General features: G+C 22.4%; 18 protein-coding genes. 5 read left to right on the top strand and 13 right to left on the bottom strand.

Translation table 11 applies throughout. The features are described 5' to 3' along the window. Positions 1 to 44: 44 nt before the first annotated feature. The 4 genes from ACZ5EC_RS10875 to ACZ5EC_RS10860 all read right to left on the bottom strand — a co-directional run bounded on the left by ACZ5EC_RS10875 (position 45) and on the right by ACZ5EC_RS10860 (position 3,376). On the bottom strand, positions 45 to 1,319 hold the full coding sequence (locus ACZ5EC_RS10875) for an MFS transporter (protein ID WP_464302509.1): 1,275 nt from the start codon (positions 1,317 to 1,319) through the stop codon (positions 45 to 47). Positions 1,320 to 1,380: 61 nt separating this feature from the next. After that, entirely contained in the window at positions 1,381 to 1,935 is a 555-nt protein-coding gene (locus ACZ5EC_RS10870; RefSeq protein ID WP_464302508.1) for a hypothetical protein, read from the bottom strand. A gap of 26 nt (positions 1,936 to 1,961) precedes the next feature. Next, the gene (locus ACZ5EC_RS10865) at positions 1,962 to 3,227 is read right to left on the bottom strand and encodes a M16 family metallopeptidase (RefSeq protein ID WP_464302507.1); all 1,266 of its coding nucleotides are present in this window, start codon (positions 3,225 to 3,227) and stop codon (positions 1,962 to 1,964) included. Further along, positions 3,227 to 3,376 carry a hypothetical protein gene (locus tag ACZ5EC_RS10860; RefSeq protein WP_464302506.1) on the bottom strand — a complete coding sequence of 50 codons (150 nt, stop codon included), beginning with the start codon at positions 3,374 to 3,376 and terminating at the stop codon, positions 3,227 to 3,229. Before ACZ5EC_RS10860 ends, ACZ5EC_RS10865 begins: the two co-directional genes overlap by 1 nt. 842 nt (positions 3,377 to 4,218) lie before the next feature. Between ACZ5EC_RS10860 and ACZ5EC_RS10855 the strand changes: the two genes are divergently transcribed. Both ACZ5EC_RS10855 and ACZ5EC_RS10850 read left to right on the top strand, forming a co-directional pair. Beyond that, positions 4,219 to 6,375, top strand: a complete 2,157-nt coding sequence (locus ACZ5EC_RS10855) for a hypothetical protein (protein WP_464302505.1) — start codon at positions 4,219 to 4,221, stop codon at positions 6,373 to 6,375. Between the two features lie 547 nt (positions 6,376 to 6,922). Then, a complete protein-coding gene (locus ACZ5EC_RS10850; RefSeq protein WP_464302504.1) occupies positions 6,923 to 8,605 on the top strand; it encodes a DEAD/DEAH box helicase in 1,683 nt (560 codons plus the stop codon). 234 nt (positions 8,606 to 8,839) lie between these two features. Here the strand turns inward: ACZ5EC_RS10850 and ACZ5EC_RS10845 are convergent, their stop codons facing one another. Together ACZ5EC_RS10845 and ACZ5EC_RS10840 are read right to left on the bottom strand one after the other, a co-directional pair. Then, positions 8,840 to 9,358: a methyltransferase family protein gene (locus ACZ5EC_RS10845; RefSeq protein ID WP_464302503.1), complete on the bottom strand. Its 519-nt coding sequence runs from the start codon at positions 9,356 to 9,358 to the stop codon at positions 8,840 to 8,842. A gap of 43 nt (positions 9,359 to 9,401) precedes the next feature. Further along, positions 9,402 to 10,760 (bottom strand): hypothetical protein, encoded by a 1,359-nt coding sequence (locus tag ACZ5EC_RS10840; RefSeq protein WP_464302502.1) that lies wholly within the window; start codon positions 10,758 to 10,760, stop codon positions 9,402 to 9,404. Between the two features lie 278 nt (positions 10,761 to 11,038). Here ACZ5EC_RS10840 and ACZ5EC_RS10835 point away from each other — a divergent pair, with 278 nt between their 5' ends. Continuing rightward, on the top strand, positions 11,039 to 12,379 hold the full coding sequence (locus ACZ5EC_RS10835; protein ID WP_464302501.1) for a 4Fe-4S binding protein: 1,341 nt from the start codon (positions 11,039 to 11,041) through the stop codon (positions 12,377 to 12,379). Positions 12,380 to 12,486: 107 nt separating this feature from the next. Here ACZ5EC_RS10835 and ACZ5EC_RS10830 read toward each other — a convergent pair whose 3' ends face one another. The 4 genes from ACZ5EC_RS10830 to ACZ5EC_RS10815 all read right to left on the bottom strand — a co-directional run bounded on the left by ACZ5EC_RS10830 (position 12,487) and on the right by ACZ5EC_RS10815 (position 17,527). Continuing rightward, positions 12,487 to 13,374: a DUF2141 domain-containing protein gene (locus ACZ5EC_RS10830; RefSeq protein ID WP_464302500.1), complete on the bottom strand. Its 888-nt coding sequence runs from the start codon at positions 13,372 to 13,374 to the stop codon at positions 12,487 to 12,489. A gap of 340 nt (positions 13,375 to 13,714) precedes the next feature. After that, positions 13,715 to 14,785: a hypothetical protein gene (locus ACZ5EC_RS10825; protein ID WP_464302499.1), complete on the bottom strand. Its 1,071-nt coding sequence runs from the start codon at positions 14,783 to 14,785 to the stop codon at positions 13,715 to 13,717. Between the two features lie 412 nt (positions 14,786 to 15,197). Next, complete coding sequence (locus ACZ5EC_RS10820; protein WP_464302498.1) at positions 15,198 to 16,088, bottom strand: hypothetical protein; 891 nt, start codon at positions 16,086 to 16,088, stop codon at positions 15,198 to 15,200. A 257-nt stretch (positions 16,089 to 16,345) separates the two neighbouring features. After that, on the bottom strand, positions 16,346 to 17,527 hold the full coding sequence (locus ACZ5EC_RS10815; protein ID WP_464302497.1) for an SAM-dependent methyltransferase: 1,182 nt from the start codon (positions 17,525 to 17,527) through the stop codon (positions 16,346 to 16,348). 297 nt (positions 17,528 to 17,824) lie between these two features. Here ACZ5EC_RS10815 and ychF point away from each other — a divergent pair, with 297 nt between their 5' ends. Both ychF and ACZ5EC_RS10805 read left to right on the top strand, forming a co-directional pair. Further along, positions 17,825 to 18,889: a redox-regulated ATPase YchF gene (gene ychF / locus ACZ5EC_RS10810; protein ID WP_464302496.1), complete on the top strand. Its 1,065-nt coding sequence runs from the start codon at positions 17,825 to 17,827 to the stop codon at positions 18,887 to 18,889. Between the two features lie 168 nt (positions 18,890 to 19,057). After that, on the top strand, positions 19,058 to 19,420 hold the full coding sequence (locus ACZ5EC_RS10805; RefSeq protein ID WP_464302495.1) for a hypothetical protein: 363 nt from the start codon (positions 19,058 to 19,060) through the stop codon (positions 19,418 to 19,420). A 2-nt stretch (positions 19,421 to 19,422) separates the two neighbouring features. Here the strand turns inward: ACZ5EC_RS10805 and ACZ5EC_RS10800 are convergent, their stop codons facing one another. The 3 genes from ACZ5EC_RS10800 to queD form a co-directional block, all read right to left on the bottom strand. Next, complete coding sequence (locus tag ACZ5EC_RS10800; RefSeq protein ID WP_464302494.1) at positions 19,423 to 20,085, bottom strand: 3-oxoacid CoA-transferase subunit B; 663 nt, start codon at positions 20,083 to 20,085, stop codon at positions 19,423 to 19,425. A 173-nt stretch (positions 20,086 to 20,258) separates the two neighbouring features. Then, complete coding sequence (locus ACZ5EC_RS10795; RefSeq protein WP_464302493.1) at positions 20,259 to 20,930, bottom strand: CoA transferase subunit A; 672 nt, start codon at positions 20,928 to 20,930, stop codon at positions 20,259 to 20,261. Between the two features lie 133 nt (positions 20,931 to 21,063). Next, entirely contained in the window at positions 21,064 to 21,423 is a 360-nt protein-coding gene (gene queD, locus ACZ5EC_RS10790; protein ID WP_464302492.1) for a 6-carboxytetrahydropterin synthase QueD, read from the bottom strand. Positions 21,424 to 21,582 lie beyond the last annotated feature (159 nt).

The following is a 21,582-nucleotide window of genomic DNA, read 5'->3' as shown; positions in this document are numbered from 1 at the left end:
TTTTCTAATGCAAAATTTAAAAATTTCTTTTATTTTATATCATTCTACTCTACTTCAGAATAGTTTAAATCTGTTTTTTCAATTTCATTTTCTATATCAATTTTTTCCTTTTTTTCTATTAATCTTTTAATTATAAAAAAATAAATAATTGCAGATATTGATAATAAAATAGCCATGTATTTAAAAAGATTTAATATGGATATTTTGTCTATTAAGAATCCAGCTATATATGAAGCTGCTGGAGTACCAGCAAGAAATACAATATTTGCTATAGAACCAACCCTCCCAATAAATTTCTTATCGATAATTTGCTGAAACTTTGTTGTACTCCAATTTGCAATTAAAGCGTTTAAATAGGTTATTATAGTATAAGATAACAAATATAAATATTTATTTTTGAAAAAAAACATTAATAAAATTGTTATTGAAATTAACAATAAATCAAACATATAGACAAAATATAATTTAAGTTTTGTTTTATATAAAAAAGCAAAGCTACTTCCACCTAAAACATTTCCAATAAGTGAAAAAGTCATTAATAAACCTGCTAAAGTTGCAGGTTGTTTTAAAACCTCTTTTGCAATTATCGGTAAAAAAATTTCTAGAGGAGTAAGCACAAAACTAACAATAAGAATAACTGATAAAAGTACTATAAGAAGTTTTTGGCTTTTTAAATATTTTAATCCTTTATTTAAATCCTTGAAAATATGTGTTTTATTCATTTTTGAGGATTCATCAAAATTTACCTTTAAAAGTAATACTGTTATTGCTGAAAATAAAAATGTTGAAGAATCAATTATAAACAAAACTTCTTTACCTATAAAAACTATTAAAACTCCTGCTAATGTAAACCCTAAAGCTTTTAAAATTGCATTGGTTGTAGTTACCAATGAATTTGAAATTGGCAATAATTCTTTTTTAATTGCATACACCACAGTACTTGCATAAGCTGGCTCATAAAAGCTTTCAGCTATAGAAACTATAAATGCTATTGCATATATGTAATAAATATTTATTGTTTTTAAATATATAAAAATTGGTATTAGTAAGATAAAAATAGTCCTTACCAATTCTGTTAAAAGCATAATTTTTATTTTGTTAAATTTATCTGCAATTACCCCTGCAAATGGACTTAAAACTATATTTGGGATAAAACTGAAAAGCATAACAGTTCCCATTTTTAAAGCAGAACCTGTTAAATCATACACTAAATACATTAATGCAAGACTTTCAAATGCATCTCCAAATCTTGATATTGACCTTGAAAACCAAAGTAGCATTGCATTTCGATCTTTAATTATTTCTTTAAATTCTTTCATATATTACCTCTATTATTAAATTTTTATATTTAAGTTTTCATAATTTATTTTTTTTTATTTATTACTCTTCATTAGTTTTTGTATCATATGGAAACAGCATTGGTAAAAACATAAAAGTTTCTTTTTTTGTTTCATCATCTTCTTTAATAAATTCATCTATTAGATCATTTAGTTTTTGTTTAAAGATTTCCATTTGCTTACTGTCAGATTTAATCAATACAGCAAAATACTTATTTGGTTTATTTTGATTTTTCATTAATGATTCAAATCCATTTCTTACTAAATCAACATATTTTTTGGTTTCTGAAATTATTTGCAATTTTGAACTATATTTGTCATGAGATTTAATTAATACTTTTAAATTTTTTTGTTTTAACTTATAAAAAACTTCAATTTTATCTTTGATATGTAATTCTTTTGATTTTTCAATAATACTTAATTTTAACAATCTATTTATATATATTTTTAATTTAATTGGGTTTATATCTAACCTTGAAATTAAATCATCTTCATTTATTTCACCATTCATTAATTCAAAAATTATATCTAAAGTTCTACCTGTTAATATTTCAGAAATATCTTTCATTTCTTCTATAATTAATGTATCTTTTTCCATAACCTACCTCTTAATTTAAAATTGCTTTAAAAATCTAAAAGTGGAATTATCTTATCAACATCAATACTTCCTAATACTGCAAGTGACATATTTTCTGATATAAATATATTTTTAGAAATGTTATTTATCTGTTCAACTTTGGCTTTATATATTAATCTTAAATAATCCTCTACTGAAAATAACATTCCTCTTATAGCAAAAGCTCCAATTGTTTGCAATTGTGTTGATGTAGATTCAATTGCATACAATAATGATGTTTCTCTTCTTCTTTTTACTTTCTGTAATTCACTATCAAAAAATCCATTTTTTGTTATTTTTTTTAAATAATTCAGGCAAATTTCTAAAATTTTTGTTGCTTTATCATTATTAGCTGTAAAAGCTAAACCAATACTTCCAGAATAAGTTAGAGCGGTACTGAAACCACTAATAGAATAAACTAATCCTTTCTCTTCTCTTAATACATTAAATAAATCAGAAAAAGGAGATGCAATTAAATCCTTTAATAATTCTACATAATAACTTCTCTGGTCTAAAATTGGAAAAGCTGTAAAACCAATCCCAATAGTTGATCTTTGTCCTCCAAATTTTGAATTAATAAAAACTCCAGGATTGCTTTCAACAACTGGTTTTTTTACTTCTTTTATTTTATCTTCCCATTTTATAAATATTTCTTTCACTTTTTTTAAAGCTGGTTCATAATCTATGCCACCAACTATTACCAATACAGAATTTTCTGGTATATAATTTTTTTCAATAATTGAATTTAATTTATTAGATTCTAATTTTTTAATTACTTCCGATTTTCCAATTACAAGCTGACCATAACTTCTATCTCCCCATAAAGCTTGATTTACTCTTTCAGCAATTTGTCTTGTAGAATTCAAATACCCTTCTGCTTCCCTTAAAACAATTTCTTTTTCTTTTTCCAAAAATTCTTCATTTATTTTTTCTTTATTAGCAACTAAAGCAGCTAAAGCTTCTAAAATAATGTCAAAATCTTTTACCAAACCATCTACAAAAAAACAGGTATAATCTTTAGTTGTTGATGCATTAAATTTTGCCCCAATTTCTTTTAATTTATTCATAATTTCTGTTATATTTTCATTTACAATATTTGAATTTGTTTTAAACATTAAATGTTCAATTAAGTGACTTATTCCATTTTCAGATGTCTCTTCATCTTTCACACCTTGATTAATCCATATACCACAAGATAAAGTTTTCGTATTACTTACACGCCTTAACATTACCCTTAATCCGTTATCTAGATATGAGTTCATTATTGAAAACATTAATTAACCTCTCTATTTGTAATAAAACAATAACCATCATAAACTTTTTTAACATTCAATAAGAGAAAACAAATTTTTTCGAATCTAAGAATGTTTTTTATAAATTGGTATTTTTTATATTCATTAAAAATCATTATTATTTTTTTCATTTTTCCCCTTAACTTAATATACTATTTTCTTTTTTTAATATTTGTTCATATTAAATTAGATTTTAAAAGGAATAAATCAACAACATTAAAATTCAATTTCAGAGAGACATATGGGACATATGAGAACTTTGCAAACATATTTATTTAGTATATTTACGATTATAAACTTATTTTATTATAATTATTATCATATTCCCTTATATTCTGTTTGTTATTTTTATTTTTTAATAATTTTAAATACTTAAGTTATTTTTTAACTTTTTTTCCTTCATTTTTTTAATTAACAATTATAATATAATTTTTTTAATTTTTTCAAAAATAATAGGTTAATATAATATTTGAATTACAAATTTATAATAAAAAACAATTTACTTTTTTATCTAATCAATTATTATCAAATAAATAAAAATACCTATTTATATGTAAAAATTTTATGTGTTTTTATGTATGATATTAAAATAATTTATTATTAAAAGTGTTTAAATATTTGCATAATTAATGGGAAATACAAACTTGATAAATTTGAAGATTTAATTTATCAAATTAATAATATTATTAAACAAAACAAAATTCCTTTAAAAAATATTTGTCAACACTTCAAAATAAGTAGAAAACTTTTATACCGAATATTAAATAGAAAAATAAAATCCACTAATTTTGATATTAATAAAATTTATATTTATCTTAAAAATGAATATTATAGAGAACCTATAGAAAAACATAATATATTTAATATTGTAAATAGAATAAATAATATTAATTATTCATTAGAATGTTATAATTTTAAAAATTTAAAATTAAAATATCATAATCAAAAATATATTATATATATAAAAAAAATCTTGTTTATATTAAATATTTTAAAAAAAATAGAGAATTTTAATACTTTTTTTAAAGATATTTTATTTATAAATAATCAAGAAAAAGAAAAAATATTCAAAAAAACAATTCAAACTCTTCAAGAAAACAATTTAATTAAAATTATTAAAAATACAATTTATTTAAAAAAAGAAATTAAAAATATTGAGCTAAAAAATAGATCAAAGTCACTATTATTTAATTATTCAATTAGTTATTTTTCTAAAAACAATAAATTTAAAAAAGCTTTTCTCCTTTCCCTTTTATCATACAATAAAAATAGAGATATTTTTTTTATTGAAATAATATCAAATTTATTTTATCAAGAAAAATATGATCAGATTAATATTATGTTTAGAGAATATTTTATGTGGTTAAAAAATAATAATTATTATAAATCTAAAGAATTAAAATTATTTTTTATTTGTATTAACATTGCAATTAATCTGATTAAATCTAATTTTATAAACATTTTATATTACTCAAATTACTTTTTTAAATATTTTCCTTTAAATTCACTCTCATTTTATACTAATAAACTTTCAACTCCTGAAAATTATATAATTAAAGAAAAAAATTTTGTTCCATTAATAAACAAAATTGTTAGAAAAAAATACACAGTTAATGGAAATTTTGAATATTTTTTTTATCTTTCATTAATTTCAATAAATTTCATGTACTTTAAATTTAAATTTTTTAATAAGTTAATAAAAATAATTAGTTTTTATAAACATAATTTAGAATTAAATAATTATTATTTTCCTTATTTATATCAGGAAAAATATTTTCTTATTATAAATTTTGGAAATATCAAAGAACTTGAATATTTAGCTAAAGAATCTAAATTTTTTAATGCAAAAGCTGTAGCTATTAAATTCTGGTATAATCATTCATATTTAATTTTAACGAATAAAAAAGAAGAATTAGAATTATTATATTTTAACTTTCTTATAAAATATAAAGATAAAGATTATAATTCACGATTTAAATCTAATTTTTTAGAAAGATATTTTGTACAAAATTTAATTCAAAAAAACTATAGAAAAGCATTAACAATTTTAATATATATTATTTTTACTTTAAAGTATAAAGATCTTAATTATTTTACTTACATCTTGTTATTTTTAATACTATTAATAAAAAATAATAATTTTAATTTTTTAAATAGACCTATTATAAACCTTTTAGTTGAATTAAAAAGAGATAGATTAAATAAAATTTTTAACTTTCCATCAAAATTTAAGCTTACAGTTAATTTAAAAAAAGAATTGAATTCTTCAAACAATAACAATAATAACAATATTATTGAAAATTCTGTTTTTAAAAATTTAACCTTAAAAAATTTATTTTTAATCCTTATTGAGAAATTTAATAATGCTTGCTATACAAGCAAAAAAAAATTTTTAATAAATCAACAGACTTTAATAAAAAATAAAGAATTTATAATCAATTTTATAATAGACAGTTTAAATGAAAAACAAAATAAAATTAAAGAAAAAAACAATGAACTAATCAATACATTAAAAAAAACAAAAAAGAATAAAAATGTTGATGATCATATAAATGATTATAGAAAAAAAGACTTTATAAGAATGTATTTAAATACTTATAACAATATTTCTTATAATAATATTTTTTCAAGATTATTTTATAATATAAAAGATGAAAAAAAAGTTTTCTCAATGGAAACAGAAATAACAGAAATAAATTTTTTCTACAGTTTTTTTGATTCATTTTACAATTACATAAAAAATTTGAAAAATTTTAATAAGAAAGAAAAAATTAACAATAATAATTTTACTAACTCTAATAATTATAAAGATAAAAAAGAATCTAATTTGAAAGAATATTTTACACAAAAGAGCTATCAATATAGTATTAATTCTTTAAAGGAAATTATTTCTGATGATTCAATTTTTCAAACTCTACAAAAAGAAAATAAAAAAATAAATATTTTTATTACCAATTATTTTAAAAATTATTTAAATAAGCTTGAAAAATACAGGATTGAAATTGTTGGAAATTCTGAATCATTAAACAAAAAACAAAATTTAACGCAGGATTTTTTAGATATTTATGATGGAAATATAGAAAACAGATTTTTAAGATTTTATAAAGCATATGTTATTTCAAAATATTAAAAAAATAAACTTTTTAATTAAATATATCTCTTAGCAAATACTTTAAATTTTTATACTTTACTCAATTTTAACTTTACTTTATTTTATTAGTTTACTTAAAAAAATAATCTGTTATTTTTGAATGCAGTTAGATATTTTAAAAGAAGGGCAATTATTATTTTAATATACAATATTTGATTATACCATATTATCTTTCTTAGTATTACTCCATGTTAATATGAAATTAACAATTTTAATTTAACTTTGATTTATACATATTATTTTATGTACCATATAATTAAAATTATTTAATTAACAAATTTTACAGGTAGTTTATTATTGTATAATCAGATTTTATTTTGTAAAAAAAATATATTATGTTAATATTTTTATAATATTATAATAAAAAGAAAATTATTTTAATTCAAAATAATAACTTAAACAAGAATAAACATACTATAAATGAAAGTTTGTAAAAGAGAGAAAATGTTGCTTAAAGCAAATAAATAAAAATACTAATTTAAATTTAATTTAATATAAATATAAAAAAATAAAAACAGGACAATTTATGAACACATTAGAAAATTTTAAAAAACTTGGACTTTCAGAGTATACATTGAAAGTGTTAAAACAAAAAGGGTTTGAAGAACCAACAGAAATTCAAAAATTATGTATACCTTTGATAAAAAACAATAATGTTGATGTTGTTGGCCAGGCTCAAACTGGTACTGGAAAAACCGCTGCTTTTGGACTTCCTATTATTGAAGAAATTGATGAAGTTAAACTTGCTTTGAAAAAAAAAGAAGAAGAAAATAAAGCTCAGATTATAAAAGAAAAAGGTAAAAAAAAGCCTCACCCAATATTTTCATTAATTTTGACTCCTACAAGAGAGCTTGCTATTCAAGTTTCGGAAGAACTCAATTCATTAAAAGGAAAAAGAAATATTAAAATTACTCCTATTTATGGTGGGCAATCAATAGAAAATCAGATAAGAAAAATTACCAGAGGATTAGATATTATTGTTGGAACTCCTGGAAGAGTTCTTGATTTACTCAAAAGGAAAAAACTGGACTTTTCAAATATAAAATTCCTGGTTCTTGATGAAGCTGATGAAATGTTAAATATGGGATTTATTGAAGATATTGATGAAATTATTAAATTTACACCCCAGGATAAAAGAGTATTACTTTTCTCTGCAACAATGCCTTCAAAAATTCTTTCACTTGCAAAAAAACATATGAAAAATTTTGAACATATTAAAATTAAATCTCAACAAATGACTGTAGACCTTACAGAACAAATCTATTTTGAAGTTAATGAGTCTGATAAATTTGAGGCATTAACAAGAATCCTTGATACTGAACAGGATTTTTATGGTATAGTATTCTGTCGAACAAAAATTGATGTTGATCAAATATCAAATAGGTTATCTGATAGAGGATATGATGCAATTGGGTTGCATGGTGACCTTTCTCAAATGCAAAGAGAAAAAATATTTAAAAAATTTAAAAATAAGAAAATTAAAATTTTAGTTGCTACAGATGTTGCTGCCAGGGGGATTGATGTTAATGATTTATCTCATGTAATAAATTATTCTTTGCCACAGGACCCTGAAAGTTATGTACATAGAATTGGTAGAACCGGTAGAGCAGGAAAAGAAGGAACTGCTATTACTTTTGTAACTCCTTCAGAATATTCAAGATTAGCATTTATTAAAAGGATAACAAAAACCACAATAACTAAAAAGAAATTACCAGAAATTGATGACATTATTAATTCAAAAATTTCTAAAATTAAAAATGATATTTTAAATGCAATAGAAAACTATAATAGTCTTGAAAAACACAATGAAAAAAAAATAAATGCAATTAATAATATATCTAAAGATATTTTGCAATCTGAGAATCCTGAAATTGTTTTAAATGCATTGCTTTATAATTTTTATGAAGATGAACTGGCACCTGAAAAATATAAAGAAATAAGTGAAGTTTCAGTTGATAAAAAAGGAAAAACACGACTATTTATTGCAAAAGGAAGAAATCATGGAATGACAAAAAAATCATTAATAAAATATATTACAGATAAAACATCGGTTCCTCAAAACAAAATATATGATGTTGCTTTGTTTGATGATTTTTCTTTTATTACCACCCCTTTTATTGAAGCTGAAATTATTTTACAGATCTTTAAAAAAGAATCAAAAGGTAGAAGACCAATTGTAGTAAAAGCTAAAGAAAGAAAAAAGAAATAAAGATTAATTTTAAACAGTCAAATAATTAGTTTTGATTTAGAACTAATATTGGTTAAATTAGTTTCATATTAAAACCAACATTATTTTTATACTTAATTTCGTTTTATATTAGAACTTTATCAGACAAATTTAGTTTCAATATAGAACTAATATTGTGTTTTGTAATTTATTTCGTTTGCTATTAGAACTTATCCAAATATTAATAGTTCGATTTTAAAACTTTATAAAACCTTACTATATTTTTTTAAAATAATGTTTTAAACAGGACCATTTTAAGCTAAACATTGGAACCTGTTTTTTATACTCAATATAGTCTTTACCAAATTTTTTAATTGCTTCAGGTTCCTCAACAATAAAAATCATTGCTATTATAAAAACCATTTCTACAGGTGCAATAAAAACGATAAATGTTGGAACCCCTGAAATTAAAGCAATAGCTAAAGGTGCAAACAAAAGGCCAAAATGCATGGGATGACGCATACAACTGTAAATGTCTTCTTTAACAAGTTTATTTACTTCAAACCTTGATGCATCATCTTTTTTACCAAGTTTTGCTAATGTTCTACCTGTATATTTTGCTGTCAATAGTACAAATTTTAAAAGAAGAATACCCAATAGTACTGTTATAATATGGAATGATACATTAAAAAACAATTTATGAAATACACTTTCTTTGTATTTAAAATCAAAAAATAAACCTATTCCCAGACCACCAAAAATCATAACAAACCAGACAATAAATCTCAATAACATAAACCTTTCCCTATTAATATTTTTATTATTAATATTTTTTACTCTAAAAACCTGTTTTTATATAAAAAAACAAACCAAATGTAACTTTAAGCCCATCAATAGTTAACCCGTCAGGATAAGTAGTTATCCCATTATCAACAAAGATTGACTCAGGGATTTTAAAATTCCAGTATGCTCCATGTGCACTTAGTGCAATTCCAAAAACATCTGTAAAAGTATAAATAATATTCAAATCAGCAAGATATTCTATCCCTTTAAGTACCTGATCCTGTTGAAGCAAACCAGAATCATACTGTTCAGCACTATGCCCATTATAAATATCTAAAATAACATACCCACCCTTTAATTTAAACCTTAATCTCCTATAATCATATTGAATTATTCCTAAAAATCCAAATGTTTCATATCCATTATTTAAATAACCCGCTTCAAGAAGTAAATCTTTAGAATAATCACTATTAATAGCAAAAGGATATCCAGCAAGATTGTCTATACTAAATAAACCAAAATTTATATTCACATAAAATTTATTTAATAAAAATCCAAGTCCAGCACTAATTCCTGTATCAGCAGTAGACAAATCTATTGACTTATCAGTTGTTCTATCAACATATTTAGTAGAAGAAGAATAAAAAAACATATCAAAATCAAGAGTAAAAAAATATAAAAAATTCCAGTTTAAATTAAAAGTAAATGCAAGATCTATATTTCCTGCAACACTATATTTTTCAAGTGTTTGAGTATTAGAACTAACATAAAAAACAGCAGAAGGATCATACAAATAGCTTAGTACAGGGAAATCAAACCCAACCATTGCATCAATTAAAATTTTTTTATTTTCTTCAATCTCTTTTGTAGATTTTACCTTTTTAGATTTTGCTCCAATTGAATCAAAAATTTGATCCTCAAGTTTGTCAACAAATTCATACAATGGTGCTTTTTCAGAAATATCTAATAACCTGTTTTCATCTATATTATATAATACTCCCAACAATAATTTTCTATTTTTTACATCATAAATTTTTGCTACAATTGTTATCTGTTTTTTGTTTGATTTATTTCTGTACATGTTCCCATAAAGGATAAACTTAGCTCCAAATTTTTCATCATATTCTAAAGTAGATATTGCTTTATCTGTTACAACTGTTATATTATTTTTTCTAAAATAGCTATCAACTTCAGCTGGGGTTACAACATCCCATATACCTTTATTAGTAAATACTACTCTTACTAACTCTGTAAATCTATCTGCCTCTGTTTGAGAAATATCATCATTTGCTTTAAAATTGATAATAGCTATTCTAACTAAATTTGATTGTGAAAAAACACTTAATGGGAAAAAAATGGTTAGAAATAATATTAACACTATTTCTAAAAAAATAAAAAAAATTCTCTTTTTCATAATTTTCTCCAATCTTTAAATGGAATAGAATCCTAAAATTGTATAATTAGATTGGAAAAATTAAAAATAATTTTATTATTAATAATATAATTCATAATTATAATTTTACAAATTTAAATTATAATTAATCAAAATAAGCTAATTAGATTTAGACCTTAATTAACAATACAAATTATCTAAACTTTTTTAAAATTACTTAAATAAACAAAATTGAATATTTTTATTGATTTTATCTATTTTCGATTTACTTAAAGTAAAAAATAGTTAATATTTTGATAATGGATAACAAAAAAATCAAGATTTCAATTTTTTATTTTTCTTCATCTGGAAACACTTACAAATTTCTTAAATTTACGGAAAAAATTATTAGAAATACTTTTGATGAAATCTATAAAAATAGAATTGATACAAATTATGAAAAAAACTTTAAAAACAAAACGATAAATAATATAATTATAGATGATAATAATAAAAACAATATTAATTTAAGTAAAAATAATAAGAAAAAAAATATATTTATCAATCCTGAATTTAGTTATTTTAATATAGAAGATCTTGAATTTGTTAAATATACTTACAATTATCATAAAAAGATAAATTCACATAAAATTTCTAATTATATCAATAAATCTATTTTATCTAAAAATAAAAATTTAGATAATTTTTATAAAAAAATACATAATATATTAGAAAACACTGATATAATAATTCTTGCTTTCCCTGTATTTTTTTATCAAGCACCTAAAATTCTTTATATATTTTTAGAATTAATTAATTCTTTACCTCATTTAAAAACTTTTAATAAAACATCTAGCCATGAAAAATCAATCTTTAATTCAATCCCCTTAATTTTGCTTTCTACTAATGGGGGTGAACCTGGAAACTCTTTTTACAAAATTTATAAAAAGTTTAGATTGGAAAATATTATTTATTCTTACTCAATGCATTTTGAAGATAATCACCCATCGTTAAGACAAAAATTTAATCCTCTAATTTCTAAGGGATACCCTCCAAAAAGAAATCTCCTTTTATTTAGAAAAGAGATAAAAAATCTTTTTATAAATATATTTACTTTTTATTCTAATCATTATAATCTTTTTAAAATAGAAGAAAAAGGTAATATAAATTTAAAATTGATTGACTTTCTTTATTCAAATAAACTTATTAAAAAACCTGTATTTTTACCTTATCTTTTATTTTTAGAATTAATCAATCTCTTTCATACAAAAAAGATTCTTTTTAATTTTATCAATTCAAAAAAGGTTAATGTGAATAAGTGTATTAATTGTGAATTATGTGTTAAAAACTGTCCAACTGGAAGTCTTTTTTTTGATGGGATTAACAGATTTGAACAATCATTTTATGATAAATCAGAAAATAATGAAAATAAAATTGGTTTTTATTATAAAAACAATATAAAAGAAGATAAAAACAAAAATATAAACAAATCAAACAAAAATAGCTTAAAACCTATAGGAGGTAAAATACAATTTGATATAAATCGATGTATTGGGTGTTATAGGTGTGTGAATATATGTCCTATAAATGCAATTAATACTCATATTTCAAAATGGGGAATAAAATACAAAAGGTATATTAAGTTCATAACAAAACAATAAATAGCGCTATCAATCTTATTTTTAACTATAAAGAAGTAAAATTTAAAAAAGTATTACATTAAAAGAAACATTAGTCTAAATATAAATTATTTTTATAAGTTTATGTTCTAACTATTTGTCTCTGACCAATATTCTAATTTATAATTCCCTTTTTCCGAATTTGTATTATATATTTTTAAATAATAAATTTTCACTTCTGAAGGAATAAACTCAATTTCAAGGGGATTTGTTGAGAGTATATTTAAACCATTTGTTATTTTTCCATTATCATCCCACACTTCTATAACAACATTATTAATATTGATATCTCCACTTAATATACTTATTTTAAACAAATATTTAATAACTGATGCAGCAGAAGCTGAAAAATAAAACCAATCCACATCACCATAATTGTCAATATCATTTAAACAATCAAAGCTCAAATTTTTAACATCTGAAGAATCTGAAGGAGGATTTATGAGATATGCTTTATCAATAGAATCATTTTCTTCACACTCATCTTCCTCATAATAGGAAAAAAGAGAAAAATCATAAACAGAATCTTCTGTCAAATTTTCTAAAACAGGTTTTTTATTGGAATCCATTTTTGAAAACCCAACCGGTTCAACAGGATTGCCTGAACTATCAAAATTTAATTTTCCATCATCATTTATATCTAAAAAAGCAATTATAACATAATTATCTTTAATCAAATTTGAAATAGTATAATCATATTTATATCCTCCAGAAGCAATTGCAGTTAAAGGATTATCATACTGATTTGTATCAATATTTTGGCTATTATAGTCATCAAGATTATTATATTTTAAAATGTAAAGAGTTTTATTACTAAGCTTTATATTGAAACCCACAGTTATAAAACCATTAATTTTTATATAATTGTTTTCTTCAACAGGAATTTTTCCAAAAAGTTGATTTAAAAAATCACATCCACTTAAAACTACACTTAAAATCAAAAATACAATTATTAATATAAAATACTTTTTTTTCATATATCCCTCTATTGCATTCCTTAAAATTTTTAAAATTAATATTACTTATTAATTTAACTACCTAAAAAGATAAACAATGTTAATGTAATAAATAATTTTAGTTAACTTGTCTTTACTTTTAATTATAATACACATATATCAATTTTCAACACAATTATATTATTTATTTTTTAAATTACAACTTATTTTGTTTATCATAATTTTTAATAACATCTTTAAATAGTCAATTAGATCTCTTTAATATATTTTTAAATTTAACCATTAAAAAAAGAGGTTGTCTCGAACCTTAGTTACAACCTCTTTTAATAAAAATAAATAAAATTTCAATAAAAGTATAACCCTAAAAAATTTTAAAATAATAAATGTCTACATCCCAATACCATCCATTACTTTCAATTCTTACAGATTCTATATTATCATCTTGATAAAGAGTTCTTGAACTTTCACTTCCATCATCCTTTACCAATTGTAATCCGTCTAAATCGTAAGAAAAAGTATATATCTGACCTGTAGATAACCCAACCTCTCCATATGTTGTATTACCAGTATATGTAGTAAATCCTCTTGCTACATACCAAACCCCATTTATTTTAAACATTACCTTTACTGGTGCTTCAAACCAAATATTAAAATCTCCCCCACCAAAACTATTTATTCTGAAACTTATTTCAAATTTACTGTTTGATTCAATTTTATAATCTACATAATCCTGATCCATTCCCATAGCAGTACCAGTTGCATTGCCAGTATTGTAAGTTCTAAAACTAATTGAATTATCAGATGAATTGTAAATTATTTCAGGCTGGATATTTAATGATTCAAAATTATCAAGAATCCAATAAGTCCATTCAGATAAATAATCCCCATCATTACTATTCAAATATGCATCCCTCTCAGAAATAGAATTATATACACCATAATTATCACTCCAGTTTGGATCAGTAAAATCCCCATTTTTAATAATCTCTGATCCAGTCCCTGAATCACTAACTGTAATATCAATTGAATAATAATCTGTATTTGTATAATCGACATATATTTCATATTCACCATAGGGTTCATCAGGATCAGGATCACCATTGTTATTTAAATCTATAAAAACCTTTACTATCCAATCACCATCTGGAACATTTGCAATATCAAAACTAAAACCACCACCTCCATCATAATATCCAGCATGATCTGGAGTTATTTCCCAGGAACCATCACTCCAGGCTAAACCAAATTTTACATCTCCAGTGCTTGTTGTATCAAAAGATAAATTAACCGAAATAGTGCTAATACCATTCTGATTATTATCATTGTTTGATGAACCAATTCCAAAAAATCTATCAAGTATAGTACATGAAGATAATAAAAAAATTGAAACCAATAAAATTAAAAAAATAAATATTGATTTTTTAATTTTCATAAACCCTCCTTTATTATTATTTATTATAATTGATACTTTTTTTTAAAAGTTAATACTTATTTAATATACCTAATTTTATATTAATTTATAGATTATTTAACTTCAAAATATATTTTATTAATATTATATTTATTAATTCATAATTTGCAAATGTCAATAATTTAATTTTACAAATTTATTATCATTTTTAAATTATATGCCTAATTTTATTAATTAATTATTAATCCAATAAAATATTATTGATATAAAATAACTAATAAAAAAAAAGAGAGAATATACAAAAACTAAAGTGCCTTTATTAATTTTATTTTTTTTGTTTACTTAAAAAAAAAGAGTTATCCTGGAAGTTCCAGGACAACCCCTACATTAAATATTTTATAATTCACTTCTACTAAAATTTACAAAGTTAATTTTATTGAATTGGACTTCTACCATAATCTATTGTATATGGTCCAAAAGGAGTAACATAATCCAACCCATAAACTTTCAAATAATAATATCCCTGTCCATTACCATCTGCATCTGGGTCAAAATCAACATACTCAGGATAATTAGCTCCATTTAAATCATATGTATTTACAAAATCCCCATTCCAATCATATATTTCAACTATAATATCGAGATATTCATTAGAAAATACAGTTGGATCTATTGTAAAATGACATATATAACCAGATTCTGCACTAAACATAAACCAATCTTCTTCAATTTCATCCCCATTTTGCCTATCTAATGTTAAATCAAGAGTTCCTGATGCTGATAGATCAATAAATGGTGCTTCTGATAATTTATTGTTAAACTCATAAGCATCTGATTCAGGTCCTATATTAATACTTCCTGTATTTGTATCATTACTAAAATATTGTTGTTGCCATCCATTATATACTCCATATGGTTCTGTTGGTAAAGAATTTCCTATAGTCAAATAGTTATCACCATCATTATCTATAAAGGCTATTAAAAAATAATCTCCAGTTGGCATATAAAAATCAAAATTTTGATAAAAATTATTATACCCATCATAATAACCTGCATCATAATTTTGATAATCATATGTATATATTTGTTCATTTTGACCTGGTATATGATCAAGAGCTAATATCCATATTTTACCATTTTTATTTGTTTCCTGTGGATTAACACTAATACTTCCATATATATTAACAGTCCCTGATGTATTGTTATCTGTATTATATGTATCTCCACCTAAACCTAATATCCTATCCAACATTGTACATCCTGAAAATAATATAAAAGTAGAAATGATAAATATTACACCTATTACAATAAATTTTCTTTTCACTTTTTACCTCCACTTAATTTAAATATATTTTAAACTGCAAAATTTAAAAATTGTTAAAATAAAAGAAATTATTGGTTAGAAAATAAGAATTTTAGATATGAATCTAAAATAGAGAATTACTTAATTTCTTTTTTTTAATTTAAAATATATTATCACATTATATTAAACTTTCAACTATATTTATTGTTTTATTAATTTTACATGTATAATTTACAGTTTAGCTTAATTTTAGTGCTTTTTTATGCATCAAGTTTTTTTTATAATACTTTCCCTATCAAAGTCATTTCATCTCTATCATGATTTAAATGTTTTACAAAATAAAATGCACAATATTTTTTTAATAAAGAATTTGAATTTACTTTATCAATCAGCTTCAATGGATCACTATAGCCAAATTTTAAATTAACAATAAAGATTTCACACCACTTATTTTTTATCCACCTTTCTAATAGAGTTAGTATTTTATCTGGTTTTTCTATCATATCACATAATAAAAATGAAACTCTTCTATTATAATGATTATTATTCTTTGTAATTATTTTTATTTTTCTGAAATTATCTATTTTTTTAAATTTTGATTGATTTTTTATTAAATACTCAAAAACAATTTCTGGTGTGATTTTAAAACCATCTTTTCTTAAGTGTATTATGTTTTTGTTATTTAAAGCTCCTTTTTTTAAAGGACCATTGTCAATCGCAAAGACAATAGCATTATTTTTAGCACATGAATAACTCCATCCACCTGGAGCTGCACCTATGTCTACAACAATATCTTTACTTCCTGGTTTTTCTATATTATAAAAATGTTTTAAAATAAAAAAAGCTTCTTCTATTTTTAAATAAGATCTTGAAGGAGCATTTTTATCAAATTTCATTCTACTTTGTCCATTCCAGTATATTTTTCTGGATACAAATGCTTTATCAAAATCATATAATAAAACTGCTAAACCTGAAATAAACAAAATCTTACCATTAATTTCAAGTTTAACTGGTACTTGCTCATCTTTTTTATCTACTACCCAATTTTTAATAACAAAACTTAAATTATCTGATGCAAGTTTTGCAACTCTTGATACTTTCCTTTTTAAAATATCAAAAATAATTTTTTTTATTTTAGTTAATCGCGAATTAATTGTTTTTTCATTTTTATCAATATTTATATTATCTATTATTGGTAAAAATAAAGTAAACCAATTCTTTGTAATTTTTTCATTCTTAATGGAGGAAAGAATATAATTTGCAATCTTATTTGCCAATTTATTTATACTGTTTTCAATAATAATAATTTCATCTGATATAATATAAACTGGAAAAATTAGATTACTTTCCTTTATTATTTCAAAAAATTCACTACCCATATTTTTTATAATTATTACACCAGGATAAACTTCATAATCTTTATCTAAAAGCGAAGTTTCAAAATTTCTTCTATATATCAAATCAAGTTCTTTAATACAATGATTTTCATAACTTTTTTGACAAACTACTAAAATAAGCCACCTTCTTCAACTAATATATTGTTTTTTTTTATATTTATGTAAATATATTTCTATACATAAATAAGTAAACAGGTAAAATTTTATTCTTTTCTTTTACTAAATATTCTTTAATAAATTGATGTATATATAAAAGAAAATATTATTTTATTAAAATAAAAATTTTATTTATATTTGAGTTATACTTTATTTAATGCGACATTTAGTATTTTATTTTTATAATAATAAAAGGAGTAATTTATGGAAATAGCTATAATTGGGAAAAAATATACCGGGAAAACAACAATATTTAATTTACTTACAGGAATGAATGTTGACCACTATTCTAAAGAAAATCATGAAGGAATGGCTGAAGTGCCTGATGAAAGAATTGATAAGCTTTTTGATATATATCAACCTGCTAAAAAAGTTTATGCAAAATTTAAAGTTATTGATATGCCTGGAGTTTCAAAGGATAAATTTTATTCTTCATCATATATGTCTGGATTTAAAAATACTGATGCACTTATTTATGTTATTAGAACTTTCAATAATGAAGAAGTCCCTTTTGATGAAAAAATTGATCCTATAAATGAGATAAAACAATTTGAAGAAGAAATTATTATCTCTGATCTAGCAATTACTGAGGCAAGACTTGAAAAACTTACAAATAAAATGAAAAAAAGAAAAGATAAAAATGATGAAGATGAATTTAAATTACTTGAAAAAATCAAAACTCATCTTGACAATATGAAACCTATAAGAGAGATGGAATTACACGAAGATGAAAAAAAGATTATTCGAGGATTTACTTTTCTTTCTCAAAAACCAATTTTGTATATACTAAACATTGATGAAAATGAAATCTCATTACAGGAAAAAATTATTGATAAATATTCATTATCACAAATAATTGATCCATTTCACAAAGTTTCTTTTATATGCGCTAAAGTTGAAAAAGAGCTGGATGACCTTGATAATGAAGAAAAAATTGATTTTATGAATGACTATGGAATTAAAATTGAAGCTAAAAAGAGAATTTTAAAAGAAGCTTTTTCTTTACTAAATCTTATCTGTTTTTTAACTGCTGGAAAAGATGAGGTTAGAGCATGGCCTATAAAAAAAGGTACTAAAGCAAAACAAGCTGCAGGAACCATTCATTCAGATATTGAAAGAGGATTTATTAAAGCTGAAGTTTTTCACTACAATGATCTTATTAAACACAATAATGAACATAAATTAAAAGAATTAAATTTAATTAGACTTGAAGGAAAGGAATATATTGTGAAAGATGGTGATATAATAAATTTCCGTTTCAATATTTAATAAAAAATTAAAAAAATCAAAAATTCTTTTATTACTATTCAATTTTTAATTTATTTTTTTAATATTTTGTTGATAAATAGCTTTTATTGAATTAAACTAATATAAAATAATATCCTTTTTATTTTTAGAATTTTTGTTATTATTAACAAAACATTTAAAGGGAGGAATATGCCAGAAAGAGGAAAATGGTTTGATATATTTACAAAATCATTAAGAATATCCAGAGATAGAGCTGTAGAACTTGGAAAAATTGCTACTATTAAAAGTGAAATTTACTTAGAAGAAAGGAAAATGAACCATACTTTTAAAGAACTTGGGGAAAAATTCTATACTTTACTAAAAGAGGGAAAAGAAGTTAATGATATTTTAAAATTGATACAACCATTTATTAATAGTATTGAAAAAATTGAACAAAAAATAGAAAAAGAAAAAGAAAAAATCGAATCTTTAAAAAGAGAATTAAAATTATCTGAAAATGAGAGTAGTATTATTGATGAAATTGCTAATAAACAAAAACATGATAATGATTAATCTTAATCTTTAAATTCTTTACAATCTTTATCAACTTCTATATCTGCATCTGTATTTTTTAATATAAAATCAATAGTATAAGGTGCAAAATATTCTTTTAAGATAAATTTATCTTCATCAACTTCAAAAAAACCAAGGTCTGTAACAACATAGTCAACCTGATTTTTTGCTGTCAAGGGTAAAGTGCATTTTCTTTTTAACTTTGATCTTCCATGTTTATCAAAATGAGTTGTTGCAGCAATAACTTTTTTAGCTCCAACAGTAAGATCCATTGCTCCACCCATACCAGGAACCAATTTCCCTGGAATTTTATAATTTGCAAGATTTCCTTTTTGATCTACTTCTAATACTCCCAACACTGTAAAATCTAGATGCCCCCCTCTTATAATTCCAAAAGAAAAAGCAGAATCAAAAAAAGCTCCTCCCGGTAAAATTGTAACAGGCATACCACCTGCATTAACAAGAGTCCAATCCTCTTTCCCTTTTTCAGGTGCAGGACCTAATCCTAAAAATCCATTTTCTGATTGAAGTATAATTGTTATCCCTTTGGGTACATAGTTTCCAACTAATGTAGGTAATCCAATACCTAAATTAACAACATTTCCATTTTCAAAAAATCTAGCAATTCTTTTTGCTATTATTTCTTTATTTGGTTTATACTCCATAAAACACCTCTTTATTATTATTAATAAATATTTATAAAAATTTAACCTACTTTTCCTAATTCTAAATTTTTTTTAAAACAACAATTTTTATATTTTTTAAATAAAAATAATACCCTAGGTATTATTAAAATATATTCATTAAAAATTATTATTTTAAAACTAATAATCTTTATTTATGATCTTACAATAATATGCACAAAAATAGAAGGAGTTACTATTAATTCAGGATCTAATTCACCTATCTTTACAATCTCATCAACTTCTGCAATAACAATTTTAGCTGCTGTTGCCATTATTGGATTAAAATTTCTTGCTGATTTAGAATATATTAAATTGCCTGCCTCATCTGCCACTTTTGCTTTAATTAATGCAACATCAGCTTTTAATGGTAATTCAAGTAGATATTTTTTACCTTCAATCTCAATAATCTTTTTCCCTTTTTCAACTTCTGTACCAATTCCAGTTGGAGTTAATATTCCACCTAAACCAAAACCAGCTGCCCTGATTTGTTCAGCTAAAGTACCCTGAGGTACAAGAACTACTTCTGTTTCCCCTTCATTCATCTGTCTTCCTGTTTCTCTATTAGTACCAATATGGGAAACAATAACTTTTTTAAATCTTTTATTTATAATTAAAGGTGCAACTCCATTTATATAATTTTTGTCAGGATAATATATAGCTGTATCATTACATATTAAGGTCATATCTTTTGTGCCCTGTTTTAATAAAGCATTAATCAACTTTTCAGGACTACCACAACCTAAAAAACCTCCAACCATTACAGTCATTCCATCTTTAACATTTTTTATAGCTTCTTCAGCCGATAATATTGATTTTTTTATCATTTAACTCCCCCTAAAAAAATAAAAAAAATACTTTTAAACAAAATAAATCTATTAATGTTTTTTAACATTTTTACATATTTAAAGTAAACCTTATTTAAAACAAATTGTCAATTTTTTTTCTTATTTTAAAATTTTATTCTTCAAAATACTCAGCATATTGCTTTTCAGTTTCCCAGATTCTAACTTTGGATACTATTTTATATTTTTGTTTCATTTTATCAAAGATAAATTTTGCTATATTTTCAGATGTAGGATTTTCTGTTTTAAATTCTTCTAAATCATTTAGATTCTTATGATCAAGATATCTTAATATTTCTTTTAAATCTTTTTTTAAATCTGTAAAATCAATCAAAATACCATTTTTTTGAAGTTCATTGCTTTTCAAACTTACCTCAACTTTATAATTATGTCCATGAATTGCTTCACATTTACCTTTGTAATCTCGTAAAAAATGTGCTGACGAAAAAAAATCTATTACATTAACAGTATACATTTAAATACCTCTTTTAACTTTTTACATAAATTATAACAAAATAATCTTTTATCAAATAATTTATTTAACATAAATTATATTTTCTTCATAAAAATAGAAATCTTTTTAAATTTTTAAAAATCTTCTTTTTTATACTTTTATTAATTTTTTACATTTTTT

Source organism: Exilispira thermophila, from assembly GCF_055389015.1.
Note: the sequence above shows the minus strand (reverse complement) of the source record. Positions and strands in the feature narration are given on the sequence as shown.